Origin of the sequence: Streptomyces endophytica (genome assembly GCF_026153355.1) — a bacterium.
GTDB lineage: Bacteria > Actinomycetota > Actinomycetes > Streptomycetales > Streptomycetaceae > Streptomyces > Streptomyces endophytica.
This window is the reverse complement of record NZ_CP110636.1, coordinates 1,199,718-1,218,619: the sequence shown is the minus strand read 5'-3', so window position 1 is coordinate 1,218,619 and position 18,902 is coordinate 1,199,718. Positions and strand designations below refer to the sequence as shown.

Sequence of the window (18,902 nt, the reverse complement as noted above, 5' to 3'; positions counted from 1 at the left end):
GGCGTGGCACCGCGCCGCCTAAGGGCGTCCCGCCCCTGCCGTGCGCAGGCCCTCCGCCCGCAGTCCGCCGTACGGTCCGAAGCCGCGGCCGGTCGCGAGCACCACCACCGACGTCATGGCCGCTAAGCCGTACGCCGTGGTCGCCATCGACAGCGTGCCCTCGGTGGTCTCGAAGGACCGGTTGAAGAAGCCCGTCACGGTCAGCCACACCACCGTCCGCACGGTCAGGTACAGCTCGACGGAGGCGAACACCAGCAGCGCGCCCCGTACGTCGTGCCGCCCCCGGAAGGCCAGCAGCCCGAGGATCAGCAGTACGGCCACCGAGCCGACCGTGGTGAACTCGATGGACGACTCCAGGTCGAGCGTGCCCTGCACCGACCCGTCCACCACCCCGCGCAGATAGCGCACCACGTCCGTCCCGCCGGCCGTCAGATCGCGTCCGGTCCAGCCCAGCCGTGCCAGGCCCATCAGCAGGAACAGCACCCCGCAGACCCGCGACGGGCGGCGCCAGGTGGCGTCCGGGCCGGCGGCCCGCGGCCCCGTCCCGGCCCTGCGCCGCTCCGTGGCGGGGAACATCACGACCAGTACGACCAGCGCCACCACCAGCCCCAGCCCGCGGGTGGCCAGCGTCCAGCCGCCCAGCGGGTCGTTGCGGTACTGGTCGCGGTAGGCGGTGTCGATGAGGCCCACGCCCTCCCGCAGTGACAGGGCGAGCAGCAGGAAGCCCGAGAGCAGCGCCGCGGAGCGGGCCACCCGCCGCTGGGCCAGCGCCAGACCGGCGACCACGAGGAACACCGCCGTGAGGGACCACTCGTAGGGGCCGAGGATCTGCGGTACGGGGGAGGCGCCCGGGTTGAACAGCCCCTCCAGGAAGTCGCCCAGGGTCCCGTCCGACTGGACGATGCCGTAGACGGTCCAGGCGGCGAGCGTGCCGCCGTAGAGCGCCAGGCACAGTGCGGTGGCGAGGTAGGCGCCGCTGTGCTCGGGAGCGGCGCGGCCGGGGTCGGTGCCCGGTCGGACGTCCACCGTTCCGCCGTCCTGCATCATGCTGACCGACCCCCGCTCCGCGTGCCGCAGCCGCCGTACCGGCTGTTCCCGTACGGCAGCCTCACTGTGTCAAGGACGGTGGGAGAGCCGGTGGAGGTTCCACCCCGTGTGTCGTGCGGGCCGGTTGGTGTGTTCAGCGCACTTGTCGTGCGGACGCCGCGCCCTCCGCATCCGCCGCGCCGAGGGCGGCCACGCGGCCGTCAACGACTGCCCCCACGGCGGAAGTTGATCATCAGGAGAACGGCCCGCGGGCGGTCGGTGCAGGTCAGCGACGGGGTGGGTGGATGCCGCCGCGGTGGTGGGGAGCCGCTCCCTCCGGTCGGGCGGCGGTGCGGCAAGATAAGGGGGCATGGGGATCTTCGGGGGCGAGGGCCGGCTGATCGGCGGTCGGTACCGCCTGGGAATACGGCTGGGCCGCGGCGGCATGGGCACGGTCTGGCGGGCCACCGACGAACTGCTCGGCCGCCAAGTGGCCGTCAAAGAGCTGCACTTGGACGAGGCGACCGCCGAACCCGAGGCGCGGGTGCAGCGCGAGCGGGCGATGCGCGAGGCCCGTACGGTCGCCGGGATCAAGCACCCGAACGTGATCGTCGTGCACGACGTCGTCGAGCAGGACGGCCGGCCGTGGATCGTGATGGAGCTGGTCGAGGGCCCGTCGCTGGCCGACCGGCTGCAGAGCGGCGGCCCGGTCGCGCCGCGTGAGGCGGCCCGGATCGGTATGGCGCTGCTGGGCGCGTTGCACGCGGCGCACACCCGTGGCGTGCTGCACCGCGACCTCAAACCCGCCAACGTCCTGATGGAGTCCGGCACCGGCCGGGTCGTGCTCACCGACTTCGGCATCGCCCAGGTCCCCGGCGTCACCACGCTGACCGACGCCGGCGGCTTCGTCGGCTCGCCGGAGTACACCGCCCCGGAGCGGATGGCCGGCCGGCAGACCGGCCCCGAGGCCGACCTCTGGTCGCTGGGCGTGCTGCTGTGCGCCGCGCTCAACGGCGAATCGCCGTTCCACCGCGACTCGCTGGGCGGGGTGCTGCATGCCGTCGTCTACGACGAGATCGAACTCCCCGAGCCCGCCCGCCCGTTGCGGGCCGTGCTCGGCGGCCTGCTGGAGCGCGACCCGGACCGCCGGATGGGGCTGACGGAGACGGAGCAGCTGCTGCGCGGCTACCTCCACTCGGGCCGCGCCCCGGAGCGCGGGGCGGCCGGCCCGGCCGCCCCCGGGACGCCGTTCCCGGGTACGCAGGCCCCCGGCACGCCGTTCCCCGGCACCCCGGCCCTCGGTACGCCGGGCGGCCCCGGCGCCCCCGCCCCGCCGCACGACCGCCCCGTCAGCGGCCCGCCCGGTGCGCCGCTGCCCGGCGAGCCCGTGCCCGGCGGCCATCCGCCCGCCGAGGAACCCCTGGCCGCCGCCCCCGCCCCTGGGCCACGCCTCCGGCGGCTCCGGCAGCGGGCGCTCCGGCGGGCGGCCCCCGGGCCTGCCGATCCGCGACGCCCTCGACGAGCGGGCGCTGGCCGCGGCGGCCCGCCCGCACACCGGCCGCACCCGTACGGCGTTGCTGATCACGCTCGCCGTCGTGGTCATCGGGGGCGCCGGCGCCGGCGTCACGGCCCTGCTGATGCAGCAGGGCGGCACCGACGACACCGCCGGCCGGGGCGGCCGCCCGGGCCACTCCCAGCAGGCCTCGGACGCCGGCCCGACGAAGAACGGCCGGCCCGGCGCGCCCCGCCCCACGGTCACCGTCACCTCCGCGCCCTCCCCGGGCGCCACCGGCGGGATCCCGGACGGCTACCACCTCGTGAAGGACCCGGTCGGCTTCGCGCTCGCGGTGCCGGTCGGTTTCACCCGCTCCTACGAGCACGACCGGGTCTACTACTACTCGCAGGGCAAGCGGTTCCGGATCGGCGTCCAGCTGCAGAAGCGGGTGCCGGAGGGGCCGATCGGCGCGATGCGCACCGCGGACGCCGAGGGCCCGGCGAACTACCGCGGCTACCGCGCGGGCCAGGTCACCGAGACCACCCACAACGGACTCCAGGCCGGGCTCTGGGAGTTCGTCTGGGACGGCAGCGCGGCGGACGGCGGTTCGCGCTACACCTACGACCTCAGCTGGGACGAGAACGGCCGGATGATCGACGTGTGGATCTCCTCGCCGCTCGGCTCGCGCACCGAGGCCAAACGTCACTTCGACACCGCCCTCGACGCCTTCCGGCTGACCGGGACGTGACCACCGAAGATCCGCCCCGGTCCCGCCGGGCCCCCGTTCGTCCCTGACCAGAGCCCTTACGGCCAGCGGACACTGGCGCGGTTGTGGGCAGCCGGTGAAAACCCGTTACTGCCGGGTACACAAAGCGTCCGGGGAGGAATACCCTCGCCGACATGACGGACTCGCAGGACACCGGAACAGCTGCCTCCGCCGCGGAGGCCCCCGAGCCACCGCGCCCGCCGAGGCCCCCGCAGCGCCGACCGAGGGCAATCCGGTCGCGCCCGCCCCCGCGGGCAGCCGCACCGCCGCCGACGTGGTCACCCCGAGGTCGCCGCGCGGCTCACCCGCGGCGTGGTCGGCAGTGGCGGTACGGCCAACCACACGCCGTTCACCGGCGAGAAGCTGGCCGACCTGCCGGAGTCCACCCCCGAGGACGTCGCCACCGCCTTCGAACGGGCCCGGGCCGCCCAGGAGCGCTGGGCCAGGGTCCCGGTCCGGGAGCGCGCCGCGGTCCTGCTGCGCTTCCACGACCTCGTCCTGCGCCGTCAGGCCGAGGTGCTCGACCTGATCCAGCTGGAGACCGGCAAGGCCCGGCTGCACGCCCACGAGGAGGTGCAGGCGGTCGCCGTCGCCGCCCGCCACTACGGCCGCAAGGCCCCCGCCTACCTCCGCCCCAAGCGCCACACCGGCGTCGTCCCGACCCTCACCAAGGTCACCGAACTCCGCCACCCCCGCGGCGTCGTGGGACAGATCGCCCCCTGGAACTACCCCTTCGAACTCTCCATAGGCGACGCCCTGCCGGCCTTCGTCGCGGGCAACGCCGTGGTGATGAAGCCCGACACCGAGACCGCGCTGACCGCGCTGTGGCCCGCGAGCAGCTCATCGAGGCCGGGCTCCCGGAGGACGTCTGGCAGGTCGTGATCGGCGAGGGCCCGGTCGTCGGCCCCGAGGTCGTCAAGCACGCCGACTACGTCTCCTTCACCGGCTCGACCCGCACCGGCCGCGAGGTCGCCCAGGGCGCCGCCGCCCGCCTGATCGGCGTCTCCCTCGAACTCGGCGGCAAGAACGCCATGCTGGTGCTCCGCGACGCCGACCTGGACAAGGCCGCGGGGGCGCCGTCCGCGGCTGCTTTCTCCTCCGCCGGCCAGCTCTGCATCTCCATCGAGCGGCTCTACGTCCACGAATCCGTCGCCGACGACTTCCTCGCCCGCTTCGCCGCCCGCACGAAGGCCATGCGGCTCGGCAACTCCCTCGCCTACGGCGCCGACATGGGCTCGCTGGCCGGTGAGCGCCAGCTCCAGGCCGTCGTCCGGCACGTCGAGGACGCCGTCGCCAAGGGCGCCGAAGTGGTCGCCGGCGGCCGCCCGCGCCCCGACATCGGCCCGTTCTTCCACGAACCGACCATCCTCGACGGCGTGCAGACCCCGATGGCCGTCTGCGACGAGGAGACCTTCGGCCCGGTCGTCTCCCTCTACCGCTTCCGTGACGAGGACGAGGCCGTGGCGCTCGCCAACGCCACGCCGTACGGCCTGAATTCCAGCGTCTGGACCAAGGACGGCCGGCGCGGCCGGGCCGTCGCCGCCCGGCTGCGCACGGGCACGGTCAACGTCAACGAGTCGTACGCGGCCGGCTACGGCAGCGTGCAGTCGCCGATGGGCGGCATGGGGGACTCCGGCCTGGGCCGCCGGCACGGCTCCGAGGGCATCCTCAAGTACACCGAGGCGCAGACCGTCGCCCACCAGCGGGGTGATGCCGCTCGCGCCGTCCTTCGGGATGACCGATGAGAAGTACGCCCAGTTCATGACCCGCAGCCTGCGCGCGATGAAGGCGTTCCGGCTGAGGTGACCCGCCTCCGGGAGACCCGGTAGCCAGCCCCTCCGCCCCCGAACAGCAGGGAGAGCCAGTGCCCCAGGAGAACTCTGCCCAGAGCCAGGACCCGGACGGCACCCGGGCCGGCGGCTACGACTACGACGTCCTCGTCATCGGCTCCGGCTTCGGGGGCTCGGTCTCCGCCCTGCGCCTGACCGAGAAGGGCTACCGGGTCGGCGTCCTGGAGGCCGGCCGCCGCTTCACCCGCGAGACGCTGCCGAAGAACTCCTGGGACCTCAAGAACTACCTGTGGGCGCCGGCCCTCGGCCTCTACGGCATCCAGCGCATCCACCTCCTCGGGAACGTCATGGTGCTGGCCGGCGCCGGCGTGGGCGGCGGTTCGCTGAACTACGCCAACACCCTCTACGTCCCGCCGAAGCCGTTCTTCGACGACCCGCAGTGGAAGGACATCACCGACTGGCAGGAGGAGCTGACGCCGTACTACGACCAGGCCCGGCGGATGCTGGGGGTGCGGCTCAACCCGACGATGACCCCGTCCGACGTCCACCTGAAGGCGACCGCGGAGGCGATGGGCGTCGGGGAGTCCTTCCACATGGCGCCGGTCGGGGTGTTCTTCGGGGACGGCGACGACTCCGACGGGACGGCGCGGGCGAAGCCGGGCGAGGAGGTGCCGGACCCGTACTTCGGCGGCGCGGGACCGGCCCGCAAGGCGTGCACCGAATGCGGCGAGTGCATGACCGGCTGCCGGCACGGCGCGAAGAACACCCTCAACGAGAACTACCTCCACCTGGCCGAGCAGGCCGGTGCGGTGATCCACCCGATGACGTCCGTCGTCGCGCTCACCGAGGACTCCCGGGGCGGCTTCGCCGTCCGGACGCTCCCGACGGACGACAGGAGGAAAGGTGAGGGCAGGACCTTCACCGCCCGCCGCGTCGTCCTCGCCGCCGGCACGTACGGCACGCAGACCCTGCTGCACCGGATGAAGGACTGCGGGCTGCTCCCGCACGTCTCCGCCCGCCTCGGCGCGCTCACCCGCACCAACTCCGAGGCCCTGGTGGGCGCCCAGACCGACAACCGCCGCTACCGCAAGCGGCACGGCGCGGAGAAGGCCGACTTCACCAAGGGTGTGGCGATCACCTCGTCGATCCACCCCGACGAGAACACCCACATCGAGCCGGTCCGCTACGGCAAGGGTTCCAACTCGATGGGCGGGCTGACGATCCTCCAGGTGCCGTACCGCCCGGCGGGGCGGGTCCGGGGCTGGCTGGCCAACATGGCCCGCCATCCCTGGCTCGCGCTGCGCGCGCTCTCCAACCGGCGGTGGTCGGAGCGGACCATCATCGGCCTGGTCATGCAGTCCCTGGACAACTCGCTGACCACGTACCGGAAGCCGAGCGGCCTCGGCAAGGGCCTGCTCACCGCCCGCCAGGGCCACGGCGCCCCCAACCCGAACCAGATCCCGGAGGCCACCAAGGCGGCGACCCTGCTCGCCGAGGAGATCAACGGCTTCGCGGGCTCCAACGTCGGCGAGCTGATGGGCACCCCGCTCACCGCCCACTTCCTCGGCGGCTGCCCGATCGGCGACTCGGCGGTGACCGGCGTCATCGACCCGTACCACCGGCTGTACGGGCACCCCGGCATCTCCGTCGTCGACGGCGCCGCGGTCTCCGCGAACCTGGGCGTCAACCCGTCGCTGACCATCACCGCGCAGGCCGAGCGCGCGATGTCCCTGTGGCCAACAAGGGTGAGGCGGACCCGCGGCCCGCCCCGGGACGGCCCTACGAACGGCTGGCCCCGGTGAAGCCGGTCCACCCCGCCGTCCCGGAGAAGGCCTACGGCGCGCTGAACCTGCCGTTCCTGGCCGTGCCGGCGGTACCGCCGAAGAAGTCCCTGGCGTAACACGGCACAGGGCCGTCGGGAGCTCCCCGACGGCCCTGTGGTGTACGGCCCGTGGTTACGCGGCCGCGGCGCCGTCCGTCTTACGACGGCGGACGACGAAGAGCGCACCCGCGCCCACGGCCATCGCGACCCCGCCCACGAGGGCGATGGTCGGCAGCGCGGACGAGGAACCGGTCTCGGCGAGCTTGCCGGTGACCGGGAGGTCCTTCAGGTCGCCCTGCGGAGCCGGCTTGTTGGGCTGCTTCTTGCCCGGCTTGCTCTTGGCCGGCGGGACGCTGCCCGGCTTGCTGCCGGCGACCAGGACGTCGAAGTCGTACTCCGCGACGTCGGAGAAGCCGCAGACGTCGTCCTCGTTGTGGTACGCGCCGATGGTGAACGCGAAGCCGTAGCTGCCCGGGGTCTTGGCGTCGACCTTCAGACGCAGCTTGGCGTCGGCGTACTCACCGGGCTTCAGACCGTCCACGGACGCGAAGTAGCCGTCCTCGTCGGTGATGGCCGCCCAGGTGTGGGAGTCCTCGTCGTACCACTGCACGGTCAGCAGCTTGGAGACGTCGTCGAAGCTGTCGGTGCTGATGGCGTCCAGCGCGACGTACGCGTCGACCGACTTCATCGCCTTGTCGGAGGTGTTGGTGGCGCGGAAGGTGAAGTTCTTCCAGCCGGAACCGGCCACGACCTTGCTCGGCAGACCGCGCAGCTCGGTGCTGATCGCCGTCTCGTCCGACTGCTTGGCGCAGGTGTCGTCGTCGGTCGGCTTGCCGGTCGGCTTGGCGGTGGGCTTGGCCGAGGTGGTGGGCTTGGGGTCGCCGGTGGGCTTGGTGTCGTCACCCGGGGTGCCCGGGCCGCCGGTACCCGTCTCACCGCCGTTGCCGGTCTCACCACCGGTACCGGTCTCGCCGCCGGTACCCGTCTCGCCACCGGTCGCGGTCTCGCCGCCGGTCTCCGCACCGGGCTTGGCCTCGTCGCCCGCGGTGGTCTCGTCACCGCCCGCCGGCGTCTCCGGCTGCGTCGTGGTGTCGGTGGTCTGGTCCTGACCGGGGGTGCCCGGCGTCGGCTCGGCGCTCGCGCTGGTCTCGGCGTCGGCGCCGGTCGCGAACGCGGCAGGGGCCGCCATCAGGGCGGCAGGGGCTATGACGGCCGTCGCAGCGGCAGCCGTCAAGGCACGGCGAAGCTTCATCGAGAAGACCTCTCGGGGTCCAATGTGCCGTGGGTCGGCACCAGTTGATAGCTGGCCGTCGCGTTGGGGGGCGCGGTATGGCCGTGCGATTTCACGTACATGACCGGCCATGGCCGAAAAAGGTTGCCCACTCGAACCGAATTCTTTCGGTGACCCGGTCACATCGCTCACAGTGGTCACACAGCCGGCCCACAGGTGCCGCACAACCGCTCCACGGGCGGGGCCGGGGGCAGCGGTGGCACGGACCGGCCGACGGCGACCGTGCGCCCGGCGTACGCCCCTGACGAGGGCTCCTGGGCCCCCCATAGCGAAGGGCCCCGGATGCCGTCCACGAGGGGGGTGCGGACGGCCACGGGCCCTTGGCTTTCGGTGCCGGCGTCAGGGCAGCGCCGGCACCGAGGGGCGGCGCTGGGGGGGGGGGTAGCGCCGCTGGCTTACGGGGGTCGTGCGTGGTGCTCGATGGTGCGGTGCGCGTGGTGGTCCGGACCCGTCGCCGTGCCGGTTCGTCGCGGTCCGCGGACGCACAGCACGGCAAAAGTCCATACCAGGCGCGGTATGTCGTTCGTCAAGCATCGTCCTGGATACGCCTCACCTGGCGCAACCGTTTCGACCGGATGCGGTCGGTCCCGGGCGTCCCCAGGACCGACCACCCCATCGGTTGTGACCGGGCTGCTGTCCCCTGCTGACCGGTCACGGCACCGGAACGAGGTCCCACGACGCGGGCCGCGAAAGGCGGCCGGCGTCTCATCGCTCCGGTCTTCCGCCCGTGGGGCGGCGTCTACGCGTAGTCCTGCAGGCCGCGCCTGGCTGGCGTGGCACCGGGAACAACGAAGTCTCGCGGCGGCCGGTCACGCGCCGTACGGGTGAGTCGGCAACCGAACTCAAATCCGGCAGCTGCGCCGGCGCACACTCCTTTGCGATGCGCCCCGCCTGCGCCCCGCGATGCCCGGAACCGGCGCCGCGCCGGCGCAACGGTGATCACGTCCCGCCCCGAATCGACCACCCCGCGACCGCCCAGCGACCGGAACCGACCCTTCACCGCACGGAATCGGCCACTGACGGCCGCGGGTGCTCCGCCCGGCTCAGATCTGCCCCCGGGAGAGCTCCAGCAGGGTCATGGCCAGTGCGGTGCCGGGCTTGCCGAGCTGGTCGCGGTAGTGGGCGAGGATCTCCATCTCGCGGGAGAGGTTCACCCGGCGCCCGCCGGAGGTGATCCGCTCGCGCTGGATGACGGCCGAGACGGCCATCCGCTCCTGCACGAGACCGATGATCCGGCCGTCGAGATCGTCGATCCGGCGCCGGGCGTCGGCGATGAGCCCGGCGGCCTCCGGCGTATGGGCGCCGGTGTCGGGCGTGGGGGCGGATGAGGGGGCGGCGGCGGGGCCGGTGGTGGGACGGGTGGCCGGGCCGGCGGTCGAGGTGCTCATGTCCGTATCTCCTGGGGGTGTGGCCCCGGAGCCGATGATCGAGATCCGGACAGACGCAGGCGCCCCGGACCTTGTCGGCCCGGGGCGCCTGGGAAGTTGCTCGTCAGTGGATCAAGCAGCACGACCATGGCAGCCGGACGGGCCGGTGCCATAGGTAAAGACGAAGGTCAGCTGCTGGAACATGGGCCACAGTATGAGCCCGTTAGAATCGAAAGTCCAACCCTGCTCCACACCGCCGGAAGGCCGCCGAAGTGCCATCAGCGCCCCCTGCCGCTGCCCCGGACGTCGTCCTCGTAGTCGACTTCGGCGCACAGTACGCCCAGCTCATCGCCCGCCGCGTCCGTGAGGCCCGGGTCTACAGCGAGATCGTGCCGTCCACCATGCCGGTGGCCGAAATGCTCGCCAAGAACCCCAAGGCGATCATCCTCTCCGGCGGACCGTCGTCGGTCTACGCCGAGGACGCCCCCAGCCTCGACCGTGCCCTGTTCGAGGCCGGTGTGCCGGTCTTCGGCATGTGCTACGGCTTCCAGCTCATGGCCACCACCCTCGGTGGCACCGTCGACAACACCGGCGCGCGTGAGTACGGCCGTACCGCCCTGGCCGTCTCCCGCACCGACTCCACCCTCTTCGAGGGCACCCCCGCCGAGCAGTCGGTCTGGATGTCCCACGGCGACGCCTGCTCCGCCGCCCCCGAGGGCTTCACGGTCACCGCGTCCACGGACCTGGTCCCGGTCGCCGCCTTCGAGAACGACGAGCGCAAGCTCTACGGCGTCCAGTACCACCCCGAGGTCATGCACTCCACGCACGGCCAGCAGGTCCTGGAGCACTTCCTCTACCGCGGCGCGGGCCTCCAGCCGAGCTGGACGACGCACAGCGTGGTCGAGGAGCAGGTCGCCGCGATCCGCGCGCAGGTCGGCACCAAGCGGGCGATCTGCGGCCTCTCCGGCGGCGTGGACTCCGCGGTCGCCGCCGCCCTCGTCCAGAAGGCCATCGGCGACCAGCTGACCTGCGTCTACGTCGACCACGGCCTGATGCGCAAGGGCGAGTCCGAGCAGGTCGAGAAGGACTTCGTGGCCGCCACCGGCGTCCAGCTGAAGGTCGTCGACGCCGAGGAGCGCTTCCTCAACGCACTGGCCGGGGTCAGCGACCCCGAGCAGAAGCGGAAGATCATCGGCCGCGAGTTCATCCGCGTCTTCGAGCAGGCCCAGGCCGAGCTGGTCGCCGAGGCCGGCGCCGACGGCGAGGAAGTCGCCTTCCTCGTCCAGGGCACGCTCTACCCGGACATCGTCGAGTCCGGCGGCGGCACGGGCACCGCCAACATCAAGTCGCACCACAACGTGGGCGGCCTCCCCGACGACATCGAGTTCGAGCTCGTCGAGCCGCTGCGCCAGCTGTTCAAGGACGAGGTCCGGATGGTCGGCACCGAGCTCGGCCTGCCCGACGAGATCGTCCACCGCCAGCCGTTCCCCGGCCCCGGCCTGGGCATCCGCATCGTCGGCGAGGTCACCAAGGAGCGCCTCGACCTGCTGCGCGAGGCCGACGCGATCGCCCGCGAGGAGCTGACCGCGGCCGGTCTGGACCGCGAGATCTGGCAGTGCCCGGTGGTCCTGCTGGCCGATGTCCGCTCCGTCGGCGTCCAGGGCGACGGCCGCACGTACGGCCACCCGATCGTGCTGCGCCCGGTCTCCTCCGAGGACGCCATGACGGCCGACTGGACCCGGATGCCGTACGAGGTGCTGGCCCGCATCTCGACCCGCATCACCAACGAGGTCGCGGACGTGAACCGGGTGGTCCTGGACGTGACCAGCAAGCCGCCGGGGACGATCGAGTGGGAGTGATCGTCTGATCTCCCGTTGATGTCAATGCAACGCCGTCGCTCATTCGTTTGAGCGGCGGCGTTGTCGTTCAGCCTCGGTACGCTGGCTGCACAGGCGAGACTCCGTTGTATGGGAGCAACCATGAGTGCCGCACCCGAGGACGAGCTGGACGAGCAGTTTCACTACCCCGTCCCGCCCCCGGGCGGCTGGACCGCGGACGACCTCGACCGGCTTCCGGACCTTCCTCCGCACACGGAGCTGATCGACGGGAGTCTCGTCTTCGTGAGTCCGCAGACCCGATTCCATTCGCGCACCATGCGCCTCTTGGACAACGCACTCCTGGCTCAAGCGCCGGACCACCTGGACGTCGACCGGGAAATGGCCGTGAGGCTGGACGGCAAGAACCAACCGGAACCCGACATCGTGGTGTTCCGCCAGGAGGGCATCACGGACGACGTGGACCAGACGTGGTACCGCCCGGAAGATGTCGTCCTGGCCGTGGAAGTCGTCTCGCCCGACTCCATGGCGCGCGACCGCGACGTCAAACCCCGCAAGTACGCCACCGCCGGTGTCCCCCACTTCTGGCGGGTCGAGAAGAGCAACGGCCTCCCGGTCGTCTACGTCTACGAGCTCGACCCGGCGACCGGGGCGTACACGCCCACCGGCATCTACCACGACCGGATCAAGGTCTCCGTCCCCTTCCCCATCGACATCGATCTCAGCGCGATCAACAAGCGGCGCTGAGCGGCAGCGGTTGACGGCATGCGACCCGCGACGCAGGATTGCTTTCGTATTACGGCAGTCTGAATCCGCTATATGGAAGTTAGTGGGTGTGGCGCAATGAGCACGATCGCTTTCCTCGGCCTCGGCATCATGGGCAGCCCCATGGCGGTGAACCTCGCGAAGGCCGGGCACGCCGTCGTCGGCTGGAACCGCAGCCCCGGCCGGGCGGACGCGCTGGTCGCGGCGGGCGGCAAGGAGGCCGGGTCGATCGCCGAGGCGGTCCGGGACGCGGACGTCGTCATCACCATGGTCCCGGCGTCCCCGCAGGTCGAGGCCGTCGCGTACGGGCCCGACGGCATCCTGGAGAACGCCCGGCCGGGGACCCTCCTCATCGACCACTCCTCGATCACCCCGCAGACCTCCGTCGACCTGGCGAAGGCGGCCGCCGAGAAGGGCATCCGGGTGCTGGACGCCCCCGTCTCGGGTGGTGAGGCGGGTGCCGTCGAGGGTGTGCTGTCCATCATGGTCGGCGGTGAGCGGGCCGACTTCGACGCCGCGCGGCCGGTCTTCGACGCGGTCGGCGCGACCGTCGTCCACTGCGGACCGCACGGCGCGGGCCAGACGGTCAAGGCCGCCAACCAGCTGATCGTCGCGGTCAACCTGCAGGCCCTGGCGGAGGCCGTGGTCTTCCTGGAGAAGTCCGGCGTCGACCTGGCGGCCGCGCTGGAGGTCCTGGGCGGCGGCCTGGCCGGCTCCACCGTCCTGGCCCGCAAGAAGGACGGGATCCTCGCCCGCGACTTCGCCCCCGGCTTCAAGCTGGAGCTGCACCACAAGGACATGGGCATCGTCACCGACGCGGCCCGTACCGTCGGCGCCACGCTGCCGGCCGGTGCCGTCGCCGCCCAGCTGATCGCCTCCGCGGTGGCCCGCGGCGACGGCGCCCTGGACCACTCCGCGCTGCTGCGCGGCGTCGAGCTGCTGAGCGGGTACGGGCGGGAGCGGGGGGCGTAGCGGCCCAGCGGCCCAACTGCTCTGCTGCCCAGCGGCCGCGCCGTCAGCCGTGCGCTCCCCGTGCGTACCCCGTACGGCCGCCGGCGACGGTCAGCCGTTTCCGTCCTCCCGTACGGCCGCCGGCACGGTCAGCCGCTTTCTTCCTCCCGTACGGCTGCCGCCAGCCGTTCCAGCGTCGTGGCCATCGCCGGGCCCATCCGCCGGGGATAGCCGGGGAGTTCGATCACGAGGCGGGGGAGGCGGGCGCGCGACCAGTCGTAGGTGTGGGTGACCCGGGTGGCGGCGGGACCGTCCGCCGTACCGTCCAGGGGCGTCAGGGCGTAGCGCCAGCGCTGGCCACCGACGAGCCGGCGGCCGCCCAGCTCGCCCCAGGTCTCCCAGGCGATCAGCCGGTCCGGCTCGTACTCCACCACGAGGTTCACCGACCGGTACGGGATCCGGCCCTGGGCCATCGCCATGCTGAAGCGGTCGCCCGGGCCGAGCGGCGACGGGCCCTCGGGGCGACCGCGCAGCATCCCGGAGCCGTCCAGCGCGGCGTGCCGGTCCGGGTCCCGGAGGACGGCGAAGAGCCGTTCCGGTGCCGCGTCGATGTCCCTGCTGACCGAGAGCGTCCTGTGGGCCGTCATCGTCCACCCCTCCCCGCACCGCCGCCGTCCGGCGACCGTCGCCGGCGTCCGTCCGGTGCCGTACGTCCGTGCGCCCATCATGGCGGTGGGCGCATCCGGGCACGTCGGGGGGCTGGTTACCTGGGGTAGCGGAGGGTAGTTTCCGCTGCGAGCCGCACGAGCCAGGTACATGCCAGAAGGAGAACGGCGATGCCCGAACCGACGCCGATACCCACCGACCAGCTGCAGTTCGCCATGCCGCCGACGCACGAGACCGTCGAGGACGAGCGGCGCCATCGCAAGGAGCGTCTGGTGGCGGCGCTGCGCCTCTTCGGGCGCTTCGGCTTCGAGGAGGGCGTGGCCGGGCACATCACCGCGCGCGATCCGGAGTTCCCCGACTGCTTCTGGGTGAACCCCTTCGGGATGTCCTTCAAGCACATCACCGTCAGCGATCTGATCCTGGTGAACGCCGAGGGCCAGGTCGTCGAGGGCCGCTACCACGTCAACCAGGCGGCGTTCGCGATTCATTCGCAGGTCCACCAGGCCCGCCCGGACGTCATCGCGGCCGCCCACAGCCACTCCACCTACGGGCGGGCACTGTCCGCGCTCGGCGAGCTGCTGGAGCCGATCACCCAGGACGTCTGCGCGTTCTACGAGGACCACGCGCTCTTCGACGACTACACGGGCGTCGTGGTGGACGAGGAGGAGGGCCGCCGGATCGCGGCCGCCCTCGGACCGCACAAGGCGGTGATCCTGCGCAACCACGGGCTGCTGACGGTCGGCGACTCGGTGGACGCGGCGGCGTGGTGGTTCCTCACGATGGAGCGCTCCTGCCAGGTCCAGCTGACCGCGAAGGCCGCCGGCAAGCCGGTCCTGATCGACCACCCCAACGCCGTCCACACGCGTGAGCAGCTGGGCAACGACCTGGTCGCGTGGATCAACTACCAGCCGCTGTACCAGCAGATCACGCGGAGCGAGCCGGATCTCTTCGACTAGGAGACCGGTGCGCGAGTGGACCCCCGGGCCTTGCCCGGGGGTCCACTTCGCCGCTCACGGCCGCTCTCGGCTGCTCACGGCTGCTCACGCCACACGGTCTGTGGCGCCGTACGAGCCGCGGTACGAGGCGCCATCAAAGGTGCGGGAAGAGGTCCCGGAACGGGTCCGCACTGGCGGAGATGCCGCGGCTGAACGGCGAGTCGAAGTCCCAGACCAGGAACAGCAGGAAGGCGATCAGCGCGCTGAACAGGCCGGCCATCAGCATCTCCCGGCCGGACCGCCGGATCTGCAGGGTGAACATGATGCCCACGGAGATCGCACCGCCGGCGATCAGCCCGAACCACACCACCCCCGCAGCGTCGAATCGGCCGCGTGCGCCCGGGCGTTGCGGGCCCCGTCGGCCACCGCGATCTGGTCGACCAGCGGCTGGTAGGACTGCCCTTCGAAGTCGTTGCGCGGGTGGTAGTCGGTCACGTCGGCACGGACCTTCGTCAGGAGTTCCGTGCCCCGCTGGGTGAGTCGGCCCTGGTCGGACATGACCGGCCACTCCTTGTGGACGACGTAGGAGGCGTAGGCGTCCACGTCCGAGCGGATCCGGTCCCGTACCGGAGCGGGATAGGCCCGGGCCCGCGCGCTGACCTCGTGCAGCGCCTGTGCCTCGGCCCGCACGGTGTCCTCGGCCGCGCTCCGGGCCTCCCAGACCCCGGCGATGGCCAGGCCCAGCACGATCGCGTAGACCACCCCCACCATCATCGTCAGGTACTCGATCACATCGGGTGTTTCGGTCGGGTCGTGGTCGTCGGCGAGCCGGCGTTCCTTGAGGACCGTGATGATCAGGACGACGCCGCAGACCGCGGCCATGGCGATGCCCAGCACCAGCCATTGCGACATGGGGACCTCCTACGAGGAACGGCGCCCGGCGGAACCGGACGAGGAGCTCGAACGGGGACGGAGGGCGGCGCCGGCCAGCACGGCCGGGGCGGTGATCAGGAGGGTCGTGGTCACCATCGAGCGCCCGGCGTGCGCCTTGTGGTACGTGCGGGCGTAGTTGCGGGGCAGCACGGGCGCGGGCGAGGCGGGGCGGCGGGGTTCCGGCCGGGGTGTGGGCGGCGGGTCCGGGGCGTGGGTGCGGGGGGCCGGTGAGGGGGGAGGGGGCGGTGGTGGCGGTGGCGGGGGCGGGGGCGGGGGAGTTGGGGGTGGGGTCGGCCGGGGTGCGGGTGGCGGCGGGGCGGGCCTGGGGTGGCGCGGGCGCGGCGCCGGTGGCTGGGACGGAGCGGGCGGGCGCGTGGTCCTGGTGCAGGGGAAGTGCCAGCCGCGGGGCATGGGAAAGCCGGTCGGTACGTCCACGGGCGGTGTGGTCCCGGCGAAGGCGCAGTTGTCGCCGGCGGCCGGGCGGCCGAACCCGTTCGCGTACCGGCCCTGGACGGCCATGCGCCCGCCGGCCGCGGCCGGTTCACCGGCACTCACCGGCGCCGCGGCGGCGAACAGCGCCACCATCCCCGTCAGCAGGACGGTGGCCGCGGCGGCCAGACAGCCCGCCCGCCTGGGCGTGGGGCGGCCCGGTCTGTGGCGTGGTGCGTGGTGGGGGTGCGGTGGTGCGGATTCGTGTATTTGGGACACGGCGAGAGCTTGCGCAGCGGGCGGACGGCTCAGCCGTCACCGTGCCACGGTTCGCCCGAATAGGGGAAGCGCCCGGTTTGCGCGGTCGGCCGCCGAGCGGATGTGCGGGAGGCCGGGACGCTGTCCCGCCGCCGCGGTTGTGTCGACGTACCGATGTCGCGTCAACGTATCGATGCCACGCGTCCGCGTGCGCGATGCGGCGTCAACGTGGCGATGCCGGTACCACCCGTCACCAGCTGGACGGTTGCTCGCCGCCGCCGCCTTTTGAGGCACAATTCGCCTTTACACAGGACGAGTTGATCGCAGCGGTGGCGGGACGGTAACGGACGTGTCGGTTGATACGGCGGCCAGCATGGCCGGAACGGGCGAGCCGGAGGGCGGCGCGGAGCGCGCCGACGGTGATGAGTGCCGGTGCGGACGGTGCCCGCACGGCGCCCGGGCGGGCCACCGGCAGGCGGTCGCCGCGTTCGTCGCGCTGCGCGAGGACTTCGCCGCCGGGCGCGGCGTCCCGGCCGGGCTCGCGCACTCGGCCGGCGCCGCCCGCCAGTGGGTCTCCGACGAACTGACCCTGTCGGCCCGGGAGCTGGCCAGGCGCGGCGCCGCCGAGGGCGTCGCCTGGCTGAACGCCGTGCGGTGGCGCACCCTGCTGGTGGTCTGGGGCGCGGTGGTGGCCCTGCTGGTCGGCGAGGCGCTGACCGCGATCGGCGCCGGCTGGACGGCGTTCCGTACGGCCGGGCTGCTCGCGGCCGTCCTGCTGGCGCTGGGCCTGACCGCGGCGGCCTGGCTGCACCGGTCGCACGGCGGTGCGCTGGCGCCGCTGATCGGGGAGGACGGCCGGCTGTCCACCTCGCGGACGGTCGCCGCGGCCTGGGCGGCCGTGGTGCTGTACGCCGTGCTGATCATGGCCGTCCGGCTGGCGATCGCGTCCGCCCCCGACGAGCGGCACCGCCTGCTCGGCGGCCTGGCGCTCGCGCACTCCGGTACGGCGCTGGGGCTGCTCGGCCTCGTCTGCGGGGTGGCGGTGCTGGCGTACGGGCTGGTGGCCGTGCGGGTGCGGACCGGATGGCTGCAGAAGGTGCCCGCGGAGCGGCCGCGGGGCGCCGATCTGCTGACGGACGACGCCGGGCGCGGCAGCTTCCTGGACGTGCAGTACGTCCTGGTCAACGCCGCGGTGCTGGCGTTCGCCCTGGTCCGGCTGGCCGGGCAGCCGGGTCAACCGCCGCGACTGCCGTGGGGGTTGGTGGCCCTGGCGGGCGTCTCCGGGACGGCGTACCTCGCCGGGAAGCTGGTGACCGGCGGCCGCCCGGTGATCCTCTCGGTGGTCCGCGCGCGCGAAATGGGTGACCTCGCGGCGCCGGTCCGCACCGGCGACGACATCGAGATCCGCGGCGCCGGTTTCGTCCCCCCGGGGGCCACCACGCCCGACCGGCTGGCCCGCACCGTCGTACGGATCGGCGCGGTCCACGTCCCGGTACCGCTGGTCCCGGTGGCCGGCGGCTTCGCCAATCCCACGGACGGCGTGCTCACCGTCCCGGTCCCGGTCGATGTCGAACCGGGCCGGGTGGAGGTCCGGGTCGTCACGGCGGCGGGGGTCGAGACGGCGGCCTTTCCGATCGACGTGGTGGACTGAGCGATCACGGGGGGGCTGAGCGATCACGGTGGGGGGCTGAGCGATTACGGGGTGGGGACTGAGTGCCCGGGCGAGAGTAGTGGCAGGGCGCGTGCTGCCGGGCTCAACTCCCTGTGAACGCTCCACGTGAGGAGTCCACGTGCGGACTCCACGTGAAGCGTGCGGTGGTTTCGGTCTCCCCTCGTCGGGAGTGGGTTCCGCCGAACCCGGCCCGCCGGGTGTCGATTCTGTGTGCAGCAGTCGCCGGAAGTGCATCGGTCCGTTGAACCTCTTGCGCAGGTGCGTACGTACCTCTCTCTGAGGCGCGGGCGCGGGCACAATCGTCGCTCCCGGTGGCAACGGAGAGGCGGACGTCATGGTTCACGCGAATCGCACGATCGGTGCCGACTTGGCGAGCTCGGGCGCCGACGGGCCCGGCACCGGACTGCGCGGACAACTGGGGCGCCACGCGCTGCTCCCGCTGCGCCTCTTCCTGGGTGCCACCTTCCTCTACGCGGGGATCGACAAGCTGACCGACCCGGCCTTCCTGGCGGCCGGCGGGGCCGGTTCGCTCGGGGACATGCTGCGTCAGGTCCATGACGCGGCGGCGCTGCCGCAACTCGTCGACCTGGCACAGAAGAGCCCGGTGGGCTTCGGTTACGCCATCGCGGCGGGCGAGCTGGCGGTCGGGCTGGGGACGCTGGTCGGACTGCTCGGCCGGCTCGCGGCGTTCGGCGGCGCGCTGATCTCGCTGACGCTGTGGCTCACCGTGAGCTGGGCGACCACGCCGTACTACTACGGCAACGACCTCGCCTACTTGATCGCCTGGCTGCCGCTCGTGCTGGCCGGTACGCCGCGCTTCTCCCTCGACGCGGCCCTCGCCAACCGCCGCAAACGGCACGGCGCGCAGCTGTTTGGCTAGGGACGCCCTTTGGGCCCCGGG

At 72.7% G+C, this 18,902-nt stretch carries 10 protein-coding genes and 5 pseudogenes; 9 read left to right on the top strand and 6 right to left on the bottom strand.

Going from position 1 to position 18,902, the window contains the following annotated elements; translation table 11 throughout:
* Window positions 1-18: 18 nt before the first annotated feature.
* Entirely contained in the window at window positions 19-1,026 is a 1,008-nt protein-coding gene (locus OJ254_RS05500; protein WP_265361476.1) for a hypothetical protein, read from the bottom strand.
* A gap of 370 nt (window positions 1,027-1,396) precedes the next feature.
* On the opposite strand from OJ254_RS05500, the pseudogene OJ254_RS31415 reads away from it, so the two are divergent.
* The 3 pseudogenes from OJ254_RS31415 to OJ254_RS05480 all read left to right on the top strand — a co-directional run bounded on the left by OJ254_RS31415 (window position 1,397) and on the right by OJ254_RS05480 (window position 6,977).
* Window positions 1,397-3,269: pseudogene (locus OJ254_RS31415) on the top strand (serine/threonine-protein kinase).
* 152 nt (window positions 3,270-3,421) lie between these two features.
* A pseudogene (locus tag OJ254_RS05485) lies at window positions 3,422-5,093 on the top strand (succinic semialdehyde dehydrogenase).
* 58 nt (window positions 5,094-5,151) lie between these two features.
* A pseudogene (locus OJ254_RS05480) lies at window positions 5,152-6,977 on the top strand (GMC oxidoreductase).
* A gap of 55 nt (window positions 6,978-7,032) precedes the next feature.
* Here the strand turns inward: OJ254_RS05480 and OJ254_RS05475 are convergent.
* Entirely contained in the window at window positions 7,033-8,133 is a 1,101-nt protein-coding gene (locus OJ254_RS05475) for an LAETG motif-containing sortase-dependent surface protein (RefSeq protein ID WP_265361474.1), read from the bottom strand.
* A gap of 1,100 nt (window positions 8,134-9,233) precedes the next feature.
* A complete protein-coding gene (locus tag OJ254_RS05470) occupies window positions 9,234-9,578 on the bottom strand; it encodes a chorismate mutase (protein WP_265361473.1) in 345 nt (114 codons plus the stop codon).
* A 251-nt stretch (window positions 9,579-9,829) separates the two neighbouring features.
* Between OJ254_RS05470 and guaA the strand changes: the two genes are divergently transcribed.
* From guaA to OJ254_RS05455, 3 genes are all read left to right on the top strand, one after another.
* The gene (gene guaA / locus OJ254_RS05465) at window positions 9,830-11,416 is read left to right on the top strand and encodes a glutamine-hydrolyzing GMP synthase (RefSeq protein ID WP_261956134.1); all 1,587 of its coding nucleotides are present in this window, start codon (window positions 9,830-9,832) and stop codon (window positions 11,414-11,416) included.
* Window positions 11,417-11,536: 120 nt separating this feature from the next.
* Window positions 11,537-12,139, top strand: coding sequence for a Uma2 family endonuclease (locus OJ254_RS05460; RefSeq protein ID WP_265361472.1), 603 nt, complete (start codon window positions 11,537-11,539; stop codon window positions 12,137-12,139).
* Window positions 12,140-12,235: 96 nt separating this feature from the next.
* Window positions 12,236-13,129 (top strand): 2-hydroxy-3-oxopropionate reductase, encoded by an 894-nt coding sequence (locus tag OJ254_RS05455; RefSeq protein WP_265361471.1) that lies wholly within the window; start codon window positions 12,236-12,238, stop codon window positions 13,127-13,129.
* Window positions 13,130-13,257: 128 nt separating this feature from the next.
* Here OJ254_RS05455 and OJ254_RS05450 read toward each other — a convergent pair whose 3' ends face one another.
* Window positions 13,258-13,755 (bottom strand): SRPBCC family protein, encoded by a 498-nt coding sequence (locus OJ254_RS05450; protein ID WP_265361470.1) that lies wholly within the window; start codon window positions 13,753-13,755, stop codon window positions 13,258-13,260.
* A gap of 183 nt (window positions 13,756-13,938) precedes the next feature.
* Here OJ254_RS05450 and OJ254_RS05445 point away from each other — a divergent pair.
* Window positions 13,939-14,730: pseudogene (locus OJ254_RS05445) on the top strand (class II aldolase/adducin family protein); the annotation flags it as partial.
* Window positions 14,731-14,863: 133 nt separating this feature from the next.
* Here the strand turns inward: OJ254_RS05445 and OJ254_RS05440 are convergent.
* Together OJ254_RS05440 and OJ254_RS05435 are read right to left on the bottom strand one after the other, a co-directional pair.
* Window positions 14,864-15,621: pseudogene (locus OJ254_RS05440) on the bottom strand (bestrophin-like domain).
* Between the two features lie 9 nt (window positions 15,622-15,630).
* A complete protein-coding gene (locus tag OJ254_RS05435) occupies window positions 15,631-16,350 on the bottom strand; it encodes a hypothetical protein (RefSeq protein ID WP_265361469.1) in 720 nt (239 codons plus the stop codon).
* A gap of 352 nt (window positions 16,351-16,702) precedes the next feature.
* Between OJ254_RS05435 and OJ254_RS05430 the strand changes: the two genes are divergently transcribed.
* On the top strand, window positions 16,703-17,980 hold the full coding sequence (locus OJ254_RS05430) for a hypothetical protein (RefSeq protein ID WP_265361468.1): 1,278 nt from the start codon (window positions 16,703-16,705) through the stop codon (window positions 17,978-17,980).
* Window positions 17,981-18,335: 355 nt separating this feature from the next.
* Complete coding sequence (locus tag OJ254_RS05425; RefSeq protein ID WP_265361467.1) at window positions 18,336-18,881, top strand: DoxX family protein; 546 nt, start codon at window positions 18,336-18,338, stop codon at window positions 18,879-18,881.
* Window positions 18,882-18,902: the final 21 nt, after the last annotated feature.